Annotated in this window: 14 protein-coding genes; 1 reads left to right on the top strand and 13 read right to left on the bottom strand. The window is 38.1% G+C overall.

The genetic code is table 11. From position 1 onward, the window contains the following. Positions 1 to 226: 226 nt before the first annotated feature. The 3 genes from GWI59_RS13330 to GWI59_RS13320 all read right to left on the bottom strand — a co-directional run bounded on the left by GWI59_RS13330 (position 227) and on the right by GWI59_RS13320 (position 2,633). A complete protein-coding gene (locus GWI59_RS13330) occupies positions 227 to 1,123 on the bottom strand; it encodes a Dyp-type peroxidase (protein ID WP_006533418.1) in 897 nt (298 codons plus the stop codon). A gap of 135 nt (positions 1,124 to 1,258) precedes the next feature. Beyond that, entirely contained in the window at positions 1,259 to 1,861 is a 603-nt protein-coding gene (locus GWI59_RS13325) for an RpoE-regulated lipoprotein (protein WP_232240026.1), read from the bottom strand. 334 nt (positions 1,862 to 2,195) lie between these two features. Further along, entirely contained in the window at positions 2,196 to 2,633 is a 438-nt protein-coding gene (locus tag GWI59_RS13320; RefSeq protein WP_072063231.1) for a GNAT family acetyltransferase, read from the bottom strand. A 133-nt stretch (positions 2,634 to 2,766) separates the two neighbouring features. Between GWI59_RS13320 and hemF the strand changes: the two genes are divergently transcribed. After that, a complete protein-coding gene (gene hemF / locus GWI59_RS13315; protein ID WP_006533422.1) occupies positions 2,767 to 3,675 on the top strand; it encodes an oxygen-dependent coproporphyrinogen oxidase in 909 nt (302 codons plus the stop codon). Between the two features lie 89 nt (positions 3,676 to 3,764). Here the strand turns inward: hemF and GWI59_RS13310 are convergent, their stop codons facing one another. The 10 genes from GWI59_RS13310 to ndk form a co-directional block, all read right to left on the bottom strand. Continuing rightward, positions 3,765 to 4,112, bottom strand: coding sequence for a hypothetical protein (locus tag GWI59_RS13310; RefSeq protein ID WP_237584405.1), 348 nt, complete (start codon positions 4,110 to 4,112; stop codon positions 3,765 to 3,767). Between the two features lie 182 nt (positions 4,113 to 4,294). Beyond that, positions 4,295 to 5,785 (bottom strand): ribosome biogenesis GTPase Der, encoded by a 1,491-nt coding sequence (gene der / locus GWI59_RS13305; protein WP_082147322.1) that lies wholly within the window; start codon positions 5,783 to 5,785, stop codon positions 4,295 to 4,297. 119 nt (positions 5,786 to 5,904) lie between these two features. Then, positions 5,905 to 7,077 carry an outer membrane protein assembly factor BamB gene (gene bamB, locus GWI59_RS13300; protein WP_006533426.1) on the bottom strand — a complete coding sequence of 391 codons (1,173 nt, stop codon included), beginning with the start codon at positions 7,075 to 7,077 and terminating at the stop codon, positions 5,905 to 5,907. A gap of 14 nt (positions 7,078 to 7,091) precedes the next feature. Next, the gene (locus tag GWI59_RS13295) at positions 7,092 to 7,712 is read right to left on the bottom strand and encodes a tetratricopeptide repeat protein (protein WP_161671463.1); all 621 of its coding nucleotides are present in this window, start codon (positions 7,710 to 7,712) and stop codon (positions 7,092 to 7,094) included. Positions 7,713 to 7,722: 10 nt separating this feature from the next. Further along, positions 7,723 to 9,006: a histidine--tRNA ligase gene (gene hisS / locus GWI59_RS13290; RefSeq protein WP_006533428.1), complete on the bottom strand. Its 1,284-nt coding sequence runs from the start codon at positions 9,004 to 9,006 to the stop codon at positions 7,723 to 7,725. Between the two features lie 122 nt (positions 9,007 to 9,128). Beyond that, positions 9,129 to 10,250 carry a flavodoxin-dependent (E)-4-hydroxy-3-methylbut-2-enyl-diphosphate synthase gene (ispG, locus tag GWI59_RS13285; protein ID WP_006533429.1) on the bottom strand — a complete coding sequence of 374 codons (1,122 nt, stop codon included), beginning with the start codon at positions 10,248 to 10,250 and terminating at the stop codon, positions 9,129 to 9,131. 47 nt (positions 10,251 to 10,297) lie between these two features. Then, on the bottom strand, positions 10,298 to 11,269 hold the full coding sequence (rodZ, locus tag GWI59_RS13280) for a cytoskeleton protein RodZ (protein WP_161724893.1): 972 nt from the start codon (positions 11,267 to 11,269) through the stop codon (positions 10,298 to 10,300). Positions 11,270 to 11,343: 74 nt separating this feature from the next. Beyond that, on the bottom strand, positions 11,344 to 11,778 hold the full coding sequence (locus GWI59_RS13275) for a hypothetical protein (protein ID WP_006533431.1): 435 nt from the start codon (positions 11,776 to 11,778) through the stop codon (positions 11,344 to 11,346). 88 nt (positions 11,779 to 11,866) lie between these two features. Beyond that, positions 11,867 to 13,048, bottom strand: a complete 1,182-nt coding sequence (locus GWI59_RS13270) for a bifunctional tRNA (adenosine(37)-C2)-methyltransferase TrmG/ribosomal RNA large subunit methyltransferase RlmN (protein WP_072063235.1) — start codon at positions 13,046 to 13,048, stop codon at positions 11,867 to 11,869. A gap of 157 nt (positions 13,049 to 13,205) precedes the next feature. Then, on the bottom strand, positions 13,206 to 13,631 hold the full coding sequence (gene ndk / locus GWI59_RS13265) for a nucleoside-diphosphate kinase (protein ID WP_006533433.1): 426 nt from the start codon (positions 13,629 to 13,631) through the stop codon (positions 13,206 to 13,208). Positions 13,632 to 13,682: the final 51 nt, after the last annotated feature.

The raw sequence follows: 13,682 nt of genomic DNA, 5'->3' as shown, positions 1-13,682 counted from the left end.
CATCATTGTAAGTTTTATTCTAATGGTTACTTTATCGGCTTTATTTATAACAGTGTAGTTAGCTTTTGTTATTTGATATAACTGAAAGATATTAAAAATGAATAAAACTCAGGCTAATTTATTAAATTTGTATCAATTACTATTAATATGAAAAAAATTCAGACAAAAATGCCAGCTTTAAAAGCAGGCATTTCATTAATAAAACGTATTTAACACTAGATAATGATTACAGTGCTTTTAATACTTCGTAAGAAGGTGCGAAGTAATAACTTCCTGTTACCGGTTTACTCATACGTAATAGGTCGTCATGTTTGCCATCTAATTCACCAAACATGCTCAATAATTGCTGCTCGATGTTATATAAACGACCACAGTAAGCTAAGAAATATAAACCATGTTTGCCGCTTGCAGTGCCGTAAGGTAGGCTGTGACGTAAAATCGCTAACTCTTCACCATCTTCTTCAATCACAACACGAGAAACGTGAGATGTCACATTACGTTCTGATTCATCAAGTTCAACACTGTCTTTTTTAGTACGACCGATCATTTTCTCTTGATCTGATTCACTAAAACGAGCCCATTTTTTTAGGTTATGCTCATAACGTTGAACTAAAACATAACTACCACCCGCATCAACACCATCATTAATTAGCGCAACACCATAACGCTCATCATCTTGTGGATTTTCTGTACCATCAATAAAACCACTTAAATCGCGCTCTTCTATCCAACGGAAACCATGAATTTCTTCTTCAACTTTGATTGCATCACCAAAAGCAGTAATTGCAGCTTGAGCGAGTGAGAAATTCACATCATGGCGCATAGATTGAATGTGAATAAGGAGATCACGTTGTGTCGCTGGTGCTAAACCTTTACCTAATGGGCGAAAAGGTTTTAGCTCAGGAGCACTGTTTTCATCTGATAATTTTTTCCAAAGATCAGAGCCAAATGCAACAACTGCGCCTAATGACGCATCAGGAAATTGCTTTTGTAAATCAGATAATGATTGCATGAATTTCTGACACCCTTCACGCAGAGCATCTAATTCACCCACGACCATTGCTTCAATAAAAAGACCAAATTTACTATGTGAGACTAAAATGCCACTTTGTGCATGAGACATATTGCTTTCCTAATCAATAATCAAAACACCCAAAATGATGTTGATTATATCGAATATTTTTTTCTGAATATTTGCCTTTTAACAAATATCAGACAGTCTAGTTATAAACTATTCCTTGTTTTATAAGGAATAGCGTTAAAGCGATTTATTAAGCCAAATAATTTGCGTTAATGTCCAGTTTGATAAAACTTCATCAGGTGGCATTAATCCGTCGGGGCCATCCCATTGGCCACTAAAGACATAACTTACCGATTTAGCTTCTGCAGATTGGCACAAAATGGTTCTCTGCTTTTCGTCTTTAGGACCTTTGCTACACGCACCAAATGCTTTCTTATAAATATCTTTAAATGGTGTACCTATCGTTGTGCCCCAATCTGTCATTGCCTTATCATCAAAGACTTCTATTTTCTCAACGGTACTTTTTTCTTTGCCATAGAAAGCCACTTGAACTTTATTATCTTTTAATGCTTGAACGACAACAATAATATCACTACCTTGCATCTCCATACCTTCACGGTAATTGAAGCTACCACCTAACTCATTTTTTATTTCACTTTCTGTTATTTTTGTTGATTGGGTGATATTTCCTAACCCATTAGCAGAAACGGTTAACGTATCATTTGAAAACCAATTCATCGGATTTAGTGCAGAAAAAGACATTCCTCCCATGGATGAACAGCCACTTAATAGCAAAACACTCGTGCTTAAACACAAGGGTAACCAAAACTTAGGCATCATTTATTTCTCCGTTAAACTTTTTCATCACACATTAAAATAGATATTGAGGGTATCAAGCACACCTTATCTTACTCTTTGTATTGCCTCAAACATCAGGCTAAAACAGTTACAATAAGTCAGCATAACAAAATATATACTGATTTGATCTTAGATAACCACATGAAAAGAAAGCCTAGTTACGACCATCAACATAACATTTTGTTCCACAGAAAAGGCAATATCAGATTTTACGTATAAAATAAGAAGTATAAACGTAAGAATAGAAACAAAGAAAAAGAGATAAGTATAAAGGGAAGAGAAACAACCCCTAAAGATATCAGGGGTTTAAACACAATTAAAGATCGAAATCCTGATCAACAATTAATCGCTTAGTATAAGTTGTGCTTTCTTGATTTTGATCTTCATACAATAACTTCTCAAACATACAAATTGTTGCATCATTTTCTTCTGGTACAACTAATGTAATTTGTGGGCATCCTTTCGCAATCAGTTTTTTCTCTAATCGGGAGATCAATGCATTCGCAATGCCTCTTCCTCGAAAGTCAGGATGAACAGCTAAATAGTATAAAGAGCCACGATGACCATCGTAGCCTCCCATCACAGTGCCTACAAGCTCACCTGACACTTCTGCTATCAAAAATAAATCGGGTGAGTGGTTTAACTTTCTTTCAATATCAATTTCAGGATCGTTATCGGGCGATATCAAATCGCAACGCTCCCAAAGTGTAATAATTGCCTCAAAATCATCTTGGCGAAATACACGTATTTCCATGGCTTTGCCCATTATTAGTCATATAAATCTGAATTTATTATCGCTTGTTTAGTTTATGAATCAACTTGAAAATGAGAACATAGACAATATGAAGTTCTATTTTTAATAAATATGATAAAAACTGTAGGTTATTATGAGTTTACCTGATATTCATCGCGTTAAAGAATTTTTCTTATCACTACAAGATACAATTTGTCACTCTCTTGAAAATATAGACCAAAAAGGCACTTTTCAGCAAGATACTTGGGAAAGAAAAGAAGGTGGTGGTGGTCGTACTCGCGTTTTAACTAATGGCGCTCTTTTTGAACAAGCTGGCGTCAATTTTTCACATGTTTATGGCGACACTTTACCGAAATCAGCCACTGCACATCGCCCCGAATTAGCAGGGCGTCGCTTCCAAGCAATGGGAGTTTCATTAGTTATTCACCCTATTAATCCTTATATTCCGACTTCTCATGCTAATGTGCGTTTTTTTATTGCTGAAAAAGAAGGTGAAGATCCAGTGTGGTGGTTTGGTGGTGGCTTTGACTTAACACCTTATTATGGATTTGAAGAAGATGTTATTCATTGGCATAAAGTTGCTAAATCTGTTTGTACACCTTTTAGTGAAGATTATTACCCTCGTTATAAAAAATGGTGTGATGACTACTTTTATATTAAACACCGCAATGAACCTCGTGGTGTGGGTGGCCTTTTCTTTGATGATTTAAATACCCCAGATTTTGACCACTGTTTCGAGTTTGTCCAACACGTTGGACTTGGTTATCTTGATGCCTATTTACCTATTGTTGAAAAGCGCAAATCAATGCATTGGGGAGAGCGAGAACGCCAGTTCCAACTCTATCGCCGTGGTCGCTATGTTGAATTCAATTTAGTGTGGGATAGAGGGACATTATTTGGCTTACAAAGTGGTGGAAGAACTGAATCAATTTTAATGTCTATGCCACCTTTAGTCCGTTTTGAATATGATTACTCCCCTGAACCCAATACCCCTGAAGCAAAGTTATACAGCGATTTTTTGATCCAAAAAGAGTGGGTGTAAAAAACTTAATTTATTGATGATAAAGCCACATTAAAAATGTGGCTTTACTAAAGTAGAACTAGAAGTTTAATGACAAATATTGTCTAAAATCAATTAAATAAAAAAGCCAGTAACCCTGTGACTTTATTTTTATTTTCCCAACCTTCTCCTTTCATACAGGTATTAAAATAATCCCTACGCTGCCATTCATTCACATCTGAAGGAAAAGATGTTCCTGCCCTTGAGTTTGAAATATCTTTGTCATTTATTTTCATTGGAGCAAAAGAAGGCTGACTTGAAGCTACATATCTCGCGGGATATAGCGCATTGGCTTCTTGCATACACATGTTTTTAGCGATATCTAAAGGAGATGGTATGGTGGTGTTTGCTTCCCATTTTTCAGGTGTTGCACAAGCAGAAAGCATAAAAACTGATGTGATAATAATCTTTTTTTTCAACGTAATAGCTCTTTAAGACGAATAAGTATCAATTGCATTTTAGCCGTTTTTTTTAAAGAAATAATTAATTTTTTATGAAATATAAAAAGCGACTAACAACAGTGACATCCAAATAACTAATTGAATTGTAGATATAAAAAAGCCACATAAAATGTGGCTTTTCACTTAAATAATAAAATTTCTTATTTAGATTTCTTTAAGTGCGACATTAAACGTTTACGTTTACGCATTTGAGAAACGGTTAATTTATTTTTCTTATCCGCATAAGGGTTTTCACCCTCTTTAAATTGAATACGGATTGGCGTACCCATCACTTGCAAAGTACGACGGAAATAGTTCATCAAATAGCGCTTATAGCTATCTGGTAAATCAGTTACCTGATTACCATGGATAACCACAACAGGTGGATTATAACCACCGGCGTGTGCATATTTCATTTTTACACGGCGTCCACGAACAATCGGTGGCTGGTGATCATCTTCTGCCATCTTCATGATACGAGTGAGCATAGAAGTCCCTACACGACGGGTTGCACAGACATAAGCTTCTTGAATTGATTCAAAAAGATTACCCACGCCACTTCCATGTAATGCAGAAATAAAGTGAACACGTGCAAAATCAACAAAGCCTAGTTTAAGATCAAGCATTGCTTTTACTTGTTCGCGATCGTCTTGTGTCATGCCATCCCATTTATTGACAGCAATGACTAATGAACGACCTGCATTCAGGATATAACCTAATAATGAAAGATCCTGATCTGAAATACCTTCACGGGCATCGATTACCAGCAATGCAACGTTAGCGTCTTCAATGGCTTGTAATGTTTTGATAACAGAGAATTTTTCAACTGTTTCTTTTACTTTACCGCGTTTACGAACACCCGCAGTATCGATAATGATATAATCTTTATCATCACGTTCCATAGGAATGTAGATACTGTCGCGGGTTGTACCCGGCATATCGTAAACAACCACACGATCTTCACCAAGCATACGGTTTGTCAGTGTTGATTTACCAACGTTAGGACGACCAACAATCGCTAATTTTACTGGTAATGTAGAAGGATCGAAGTCATCTTCTTCCTCTTCTAATGCTTGCGCTTCTTGTTCTGCTTCTAATGCAGCCCAATAAGCCGCATTTTCTTCTTCTTCAGTCAGCTCGACTTCTTCTTCCACTACTTTACCCGTAATTGGTAATAACGCTTGTTCAATCAATTGAGCAACACCACGGCCATGGGATGCCGCGATTGGGAAGATTTCACCTAATCCTAAAGAGTAAAAATCGGCTAATGCAGTATCAATATCAATACCGTCAGTTTTATTCGCAACTAAATACGTTTTTTTCTCGACACCACGAAGGTGTTTTGCAATACCTTGGTCTGCTGGCATCAAACCCGCACGAGCATCAACTAAAAACAGTACGATATCGGCTTCTTGAATAGCCTGTAGCGATTGTGATGCCATATGAGTTTCAACACCCTCTTCAGCACCATCAATACCACCGGTATCAATAATAATAAATTCTTCGCCTTCTAACTCTGCTCGACCATATTTACGGTCACGGGTGAGGCCAGGAAAATCAGCAACTAATGCGTCTCTTGTGCGTGTTAGTCGATTAAATAACGTGGATTTACCCACGTTAGGGCGCCCTACTAAGGCAATAACGGGTATCATTTTTTGATGCCTCATAAAAATACAATCACAAACCTGATTGTATTTTACATGTAATTACTAAAAAGACGAAACGGCTCCTTTAAAGGAGCCGTAAAATAAATAGATTTGTCAGCAATTAATTACCGACTATAAAGATAAAGCTTACCGTCACGAGCTTGGATCATCAGTTTATCTTGTACCGCTTGAGGGCGGCTTAATAAGCCTGAGCTATTCACTTGGTTTTGTGCAATAAATTTACCTGTGTTGGTATCAATCCAATGGAGATAACCTTCTGCATCACCAACAACTAAATAGCCATCAAAAATAGCCGGAGCAGTTAAATTACGATGCAATAAATCTTCTTGTGTCCATAATGTCACACCATCAGATTTACGCACAGATAAAACTCTATCATTTTGGTCAACTAGGTAAAGATTATCACCCAACAACACCATATCATTGACTGAGCCTAGCTCGCGTTTCCAAAGGATTTGTCCAGAACGCATATCAAGGCTAACTAAATTACCGTTATACGCCATTGCATAAACTGTATTTTCATCAATAATCGGTGTGATATCCACATCATTTAATCGGCTAATTTCAGTAGAGCCTTTAATTTGTGAAATATTTTGTTGCCAAATCAATTGTCCTTGAGAAAGGACAACAGCACTGACGCGACCATTATCCGCACCAATAATCGCTGCGCCATAAGCGACAGCAGGTGCAGACTCGCCACGAAGAGATAATGAAGGAGTGTCTAAGTTAATAGTCCAAGCAATCTCACCACTTAATAAGTCAAGTCCTTGCAACATGCCATTACTGGTATGAATAAGTACTAGACCATCACTAACAACAGGTTTTGAAATGGCTTCACCAGCAACGTCTGTTTCCCAATCAATGGAGCCATCCTCTGTGTTCAGTGCATATACTTTCGCTTTTTCCGTTCCCACAAAAACGCGAGTGCCTGAAACTGTTAATCCACCAGAAAGTAATGCAGACTCATTGGATGAAAGAAAACCTGTTTTAATAGAGAGATCTTGCGACCAAAGCTCTTTACCTGTTTCTACATCTAATGCTTTAACTAAACCATGGCGATCAGCGACATAAATAACTGCGCTATCCCATGTTGGTGACAAGTGAGAATAGTATTTACCAATACCATTTCCAACTGATTTGTCCCAAACAGCTTTAGGTGTAAATTGGCTTTGCACCTCAGGCAATGGAGACATTGTCACATTGTCCTGTTCACTAGAACATCCTGCCAACAAAGCAGATGCTAGTAGACCAACCAGGAGAGTTTTACGCAGTTGCATGTCTGAAGATCCCTTTAATTGGATAAATTATTGAGTTTAAGTTCAACCAGTGAGCGAATAGCACCCGCGTTTTCATCAGTTAACGCGCTACGATAAGCGGCTGCTGCACCTGCATTATCGCCTTTCTTCGCTAAGACATCACCACGGATATAATTTTTCATTCCATTCCATGCTTTGCCCTTCACTTGCTCTAAAGAAACTAAAGCAGCATCTGTTTTATCTAATGCTAATTGTACGCGAGCTAAACGAAGATTAAGCATATCTGCAAATGCGTCATTTTTTACTTTTGCCACCGCATTAGTTAGATGACGTTCACCACTGACTAAATCATTAGCATCGATAGCAATTTGAGCTAATTCTAATGAAGCTAAAGCGCCATAAATATCATTGGTTTCAGTAACAAATTTTTCAGCTAATGCAATATTTTCAGGCGTAGGCTTAGCAAGTGCCTCACTGACTGTTGCAAAAGCACCTGCACTTTCTTGCAGGCGATTTGTTTGGTGTGATTGCCAATATTTCCAGCCAAATACACCACCAAAACCAATAACAGCGGCTAAAACGATAGTTAAACCGTAGTTTTTAAAGAACTGTTTAATTGCATCAACTTGTTCGTTTTCGGTGCTATAAACTTCCACAAGTCTCTCCTTAACCTAATAACAGAGTCAATTGCTGAGCGAGGTCATTGCGAGCAACAATTGTTTGTTCCCCTGAACGCAAATCTTTCACTGCAACAGTGCCGGCATTAATTTCATCTTCGCCTAAAATAAGCGCAATTTTAGCGCCTTGTTTATCAGCACGTCCTAACTGCTTTTTAAAGTTGCCATTACCATGATTCGTCATTAAACGTAATGTTGGTAATTGATCACGAATTTCTTCAGCCAGCATTAATGCTGCACTTTGGCTCTTTTCACCAAATGAAGCGAGATAAACATCAGCGACATTAGTATCTGCAACAAATTCAGGATTAACCGCTTGAACTAATAAGATCATGCGCTCCATCCCCATAGCAAAACCAACTGCCGGTGTCGGATGTCCACCAAGTTGTTTCACAAGGCCATCATAACGGCCACCGGCACACACTGTTCCTTGTGAACCTAATGCACTAGTTACCCACTCAAAGACAGTACGGTTATAATAGTCTAACCCACGGACTAAACGCTGATTAACACGGTATGTAATACCGACAGCGTCCAATAAGGCACAAAGACCATCAAAATGCGCTCTTGATTCGTCATCAAGATAATCGAAAAGTTCAGGCGCATCATTCAATAAAGTCTGAATTTCTGGATTTTTTGAGTCTAAAACACGTAATGGGTTAGAATACATACGACGTTTGCAGTCTTCATCTAACTTATCGACATGTTGTTCTAAGAAAGCGACTAACGCTTCACGATATTTAGCACGCGCTTCTAGTGAACCAATAGAATTAAGTTCTAATGTTACATGTTCTGCAATACCTAACGCTTTCCACCAACGCGCAGTCAGCATAATTAATTCTGCATCAATATCAGGGCCTTGTAGGCCAAAGACCTCTGCACCTAACTGATGGAATTGACGATAACGACCTTTTTGAGGGCGCTCATAACGAAACATTGGCCCTAAATACCATAAACGCTGTTCTTGATTATAAAGCAAACCATGCTCGATACCTGCACGAACACAACCTGCTGTATTTTCTGGGCGTAATGTCAGACTTTGGGCATCTTCACCACGATCGGTAAAAGTATACATTTCTTTTTCAACAACATCGGTCACTTCACCAATTGCTCGCTGAAATAGAGGGGTATGCTCTACGATAGGTGTTCTGATTTCACTAAAGCCGTAACCTGCTAAAATTTGTTTTAGCGTATTTTCAATTTTCTGCCATACACGAGTGTCAGCAGGTAGATAGTCGTTCATACCACGAATGGCTTGGATTTTTTGGGCCACTTTTCTTCTCTAATAGTTATTAATTGATTGTTAGGCTGATTATAGAAGCGAAATCAATCAGTATTCAACGTGAAATCAATAGTAAAACTGGCTCATTGATTAATGAGCCAGTTTTTTGAGTATTATTTGTCCAATTGATTTATGTTTATACGCATATTGTCATCAAGCATTGATGCTTTAGCACGAATTTTGGCTTCTAATAGATCAATCATATTAACGTTATCAAGACGCTCTTTTTGTCTCACACCATCTTCATAAAAACCGCTGCGTGTTTTTGCGCCAGTTACACCTAATGTTGAAACTTCAGCTTCGCCAGGGCCATTAACAACACAACCAATAATAGAGACATCCATAGGTGTGATGATATCTTCCAAACGTTGCTCTAATTCGTTGACGGTTCCAATAACATCAAATTCTTGACGGGAACACGTTGGGCAAGCAATAAAGTTAATTCCGCGAGAGCGAATACGTAATGATTTTAAGATATCAAAACCAACTTTAACTTCTTCAACCGGATCGGCCGCCAATGAGATCCTTAATGTATCACCGATACCTTCTGATAATAAGATCCCAAGGCCAATCGCAGATTTAACTGATCCGGCTCTTGCCCCTCCCGCTTCGGTGATCCCAAGATGCAGGGGTTGATCTATTTTTTTCGCTAATAAACGGTAAGAATCAACAGCGAGGAAAACATCAGAAGCTTTTACACTAATTTTAAATTGTTCAAAATTAAGTCTTTCAAGAATATCAACATGGCGCATTGCTGATTCAACTAACGCTTCAGGTGTTGGTTCTCCATATTTCTCTTGAATATCTTTTTCAAGTGAACCACCGTTTACTCCAATACGAATCGGAATATTGTTATGACGAGCACAGTCAACAACTTGGCGAATACGCTCTTCACTACCGATATTACCTGGATTGATACGCAAACAATCAACACCATATTCAGCAACTTTTAATGCGATACGATAATCAAAATGGATATCAGCCACTAAAGGCACATTAACTTGCTGCTTAATTAATTTGAATGCTTCTGCAGCATCCATTGTAGGTACAGAAACGCGAACAATATCCACCCCTACACGCTCCAGAGATTTTATCTGGCGAACAGTCGCTTCTACGTCTGTCGTTCGTGTATTCGTCATCGACTGTACTGCGATAGGAGCACCATCGCCAATAGGTACATTACCCACATAAATTCGTGTCGATTTACGACGAATGATAGGTGATTCTTTATGCATTGATTAATTCTCCCATGCTTCCATGCTTGCTCAAATATGTAGTCAGATTAAGCACTCGGTACTGTTATTTTTGCTATTTTTCCAGTAAAACGGCTTAAATCAACAGATTCACCATTAAACTGTATGCGAGTAACAGAAGGTGCGCCTATTTTTAGTTTATAAGGTTGCTCACCATCAAATTCCAAACGATCACCCGCTTTCTTAATACCATTAAATAAGACTTTATTTTGAGCATTACGAACTTCTAACCAACATTCACCATCAAACATAAGAACCAATTGGTTCGCAATCGCAGGGGCTTCCGAAGAGGTAGGTTCTTGTTCTGAATCTGCCCGAGAAGTTGTTGATGTTGTTAAAGGTGATACGGGTAATGGAACCGTTCTCACTTCTGTTGGTGCTGGTGATGTAGTTTCAGTCGTTGGTGATGTTGTAGCGACATTATTCGCTTGATTATCAACTAATGACGAAGCAGGTACTTGTAAATTATCACCTTCAGATGTTGACGTATTATCTGAGGTTACTAAAGAAGAATCTATCGGGTTGGTGTTTTCTTGTGCGCTACTTTGCCCTATGTCTTGAGATGCCATAGAGACTAATTCTTGTTGATCAGCCTGATGACCTTGCCACCACCAAATCCCTACGAGAGCAACCATAATAATCAAAATCACCCATGTGATTTTCATTAGCCAACCTTCACGTTTTTTATGACGTTTTCCTAATGAATAATTTTGTGTGGTTGTCATTCTAATTTGTTTAACTGGAGCTTGTTGGTCGATAAAACCAAGGATTTCTTTTTCAGGAACGCCAACTAACTTAGCGTAAGAACGCATGTATCCGCGTAAAAATGTTGGTGCAATGTCAGAAGAAACAGAATCTGTTTCAATGTCGCGCACTGTTGATAACTTCAAACAAAGTCGATCAGCAACAGTTTGTTGTGTTAGCCCCACTTTTTCTCGTGCCTGGCGTAAAAGTTGACCTGCTGTTAATTTCACTTCTTCGGTTTTGTTTTCAGTATTCATTAGCAATCTAGGCACTGTGGCTATTGGATGTTTAACATTGATGAACTCGCAAAAGCACCAAGTACCTTAACGTCTCACCGCGAATTTATTGATATTTTATGATCACTTTGCTGACAAACCAAATAATCTGGCGGTATATCTTCAATTGACACACTATTATTGTTTAATAGTTTTTGTTCACAAAGGAAATTACCATAAAGCCTTAATACATTAACATTTACTGGCTTCGACTTCATCGCTAATTTGTAATAATCTAACGCTTGAATAGAATTTCCCAATAACTGAGATGTTAATGCCATTCCTAAATTAGCATCAGGGTGATTTGGTATCACCGATAACACTTTTTGGAAATGATATTGTGCTATTTGATATTGTTTTTCAGCTAAATATGCATCACCTAATTGTAAACGTGTAGACACGGCAACACGTTGTTGATTGGCTGATGATTGGCAACCTAATGTCAATAACATCACGCCAATAGTTATAACTACTGATGATATCCTTATCATCGCTTTATTCCTCAAATATATTCATCCGTGTTCTCTCTACATTGTAATTGTGTAATACACTTCACAAAGAAAGAGATTCCTAACCGTATCAGACTGCTTTTACTGAAATTAGTTCACCTTGTTGGCGTTTTTTCAGTGTACGTTTTGTACGGTCAATAACATCGCCGGCTAATTGTCCACAAGCCGCATCAATATCATCACCTCGCGTTTTACGTACAATCGTCGTAAAACCATATTCCATTAATACTTTAGAAAAACGGTCAATTCGACTATTGGAACTACGTCCATATGGTGCACCTGGGAACGGGTTCCATGGAATTAAGTTAATTTTACATGGTGTATCTTTTAAGCATTCTGCTAATTGGTGAGCTTGTTCTGTGCTGTCATTGATATGATCAAGCATAACGTATTCAACAGTCACACGCCCTTGGTTCGCATTTGATTTGGCGATATAACGGCGAACACCTTCAAGAAACATTGCAATATTATATTTCTTATTAATTGGAACAATTTCATCACGAATATCATCAGTTGGCGCATGTAATGAAATAGCTAAAGCCACATCAACCGCATCTGCTAATTTATCTAATGCAGGAACAACACCTGATGTAGAGACAGTAACGCGACGTTTTGATAAACCAAAACCAAAATCATCCATCATAATTTCAAGTGCTGGAATAACATTATTTAAATTCAGCAACGGCTCGCCCATTCCCATCATAACAACGTTAGTAATGGGACGACGGCCTGTCTCTTTTAATGAGCCAATAATTTTAGCGGCACGCCAAACTTGTCCAATAATTTCCGATACTTTCAAGTTACGGTTAAAACCTTGCTGTGCAGTTGAACAGAATTTACACTCTAAAGCACAACCAACTTGTGAAGAAACACATAATGTTGCGCGATCATCTTCTGGGATATACACAGTTTCTACTTGTTGATCGCCAACTTTAATTGCCCATTTAATCGTGCCATCTGTTGAACGTTGTTCTTCAGAAACTTCAGGTGCTTTAATTTCAGCAATTTCTTTTAATTTATTGCGTAACACCTTATTGATATCTGTCATTTGATCAAAATCGTCATAACAGTAGTGGTACATCCACTTCATAATTTGGTCAGCACGGAAAGGTTTTTCGCCCATAGAGACAAAAAGCTCACGCATCTGTTTACGATTTAAATCTAACAGATTAATTTTAGTTTTTTGATTCACAGTATTTTCTTTAGAAACAGCGACAGAAGCGCTTGGCGCTGGAGTGGTAGATTGGGTCATGACATTGCCTCGTTGTTACACTATGCGGCCTGCATTAGCATTGATGCTAACGGGATACTTATATAATTTGTATATTTAAACAATAATAAAAAACGCCCCGTTAATTATCAAACAGGGCGTCGCATTGTACTGTTTTTCGCGTAGAGATGCTAATAAATTAGCGCGCGCAAACTTCGTTTTCAGTGAAGAAGTATGCGATTTCACGAGCAGCAGAAGCTTCTGAATCTGAACCATGTACCGCATTTTCAGTAAAGCTATCAGCGTAGTCAGCACGTAATGTACCCGCTAATGCGTTGTCTGGATTAGTTGCCCCCATCAAATCACGATGACGCTGAATCACATTTTCACCTTCTAACACTTGAACCATAATTGGGCCAGAAGTCATAAATTCAACTAAACCATCAAAGAAAGGACGGCCTTTGTGTTCTTCATAAAAGCCTTCAGCTTGTTCACGCGTTAAATGCAACATTTTAGCACCAATGATGCTAAAACCTGCACTTTCAAAACGGTTATAAATTGCACCGATAACATTTTTTTTCACTGCGTTTGGTTTGATAATAGAAAATGTGCGCTGAATAGCCATGTCTTACCTCTAAATTATTTTATTAATGATAACTTTTTTTATCTCTTTTAT

Source organism: Proteus sp. G2673 (assembly GCF_009915125.1).
Classification (GTDB): Bacteria; Pseudomonadota; Gammaproteobacteria; order Enterobacterales; family Enterobacteriaceae; genus Proteus; species Proteus penneri.
Note: the sequence above shows the minus strand (reverse complement) of the source record. Positions and strands in the feature narration are given on the sequence as shown.

Excerpts from the sequence above, each read along its gene's own strand:
- GWI59_RS13325 (WP_232240026.1), bottom strand. The coding sequence starts at position 1,861 with ATGATGCCTAAGTTTTGGTTACCCTTGTGTTTAAGCACGAGTGTTTTG.
- ispG (WP_006533429.1), bottom strand. The coding sequence starts at position 10,250 with ATGCATAAAGAATCACCTATCATTCGTCGTAAATCGACACGAATTTAT.
- GWI59_RS13320 (WP_072063231.1), bottom strand. The coding sequence starts at position 2,633 with ATGGAAATACGTGTATTTCGCCAAGATGATTTTGAGGCAATTATTACA.
- GWI59_RS13270 (WP_072063235.1), bottom strand. The coding sequence starts at position 13,048 with ATGACCCAATCTACCACTCCAGCGCCAAGCGCTTCTGTCGCTGTTTCT.
- bamB (WP_006533426.1), bottom strand. The coding sequence starts at position 7,077 with ATGCAACTGCGTAAAACTCTCCTGGTTGGTCTACTAGCATCTGCTTTG.
- ndk (WP_006533433.1), bottom strand. The coding sequence starts at position 13,631 with ATGGCTATTCAGCGCACATTTTCTATTATCAAACCAAACGCAGTGAAA.
- GWI59_RS13330 (WP_006533418.1), bottom strand. The coding sequence starts at position 1,123 with ATGTCTCATGCACAAAGTGGCATTTTAGTCTCACATAGTAAATTTGGT.
- der (WP_082147322.1), bottom strand. The coding sequence starts at position 5,785 with ATGATACCCGTTATTGCCTTAGTAGGGCGCCCTAACGTGGGTAAATCC.
- GWI59_RS13275 (WP_006533431.1), bottom strand. The coding sequence starts at position 11,778 with ATGATAAGGATATCATCAGTAGTTATAACTATTGGCGTGATGTTATTG.
- rodZ (WP_161724893.1), bottom strand. The coding sequence starts at position 11,269 with ATGAATACTGAAAACAAAACCGAAGAAGTGAAATTAACAGCAGGTCAA.
- hemF (WP_006533422.1), top strand. The coding sequence starts at position 2,767 with ATGAGTTTACCTGATATTCATCGCGTTAAAGAATTTTTCTTATCACTA.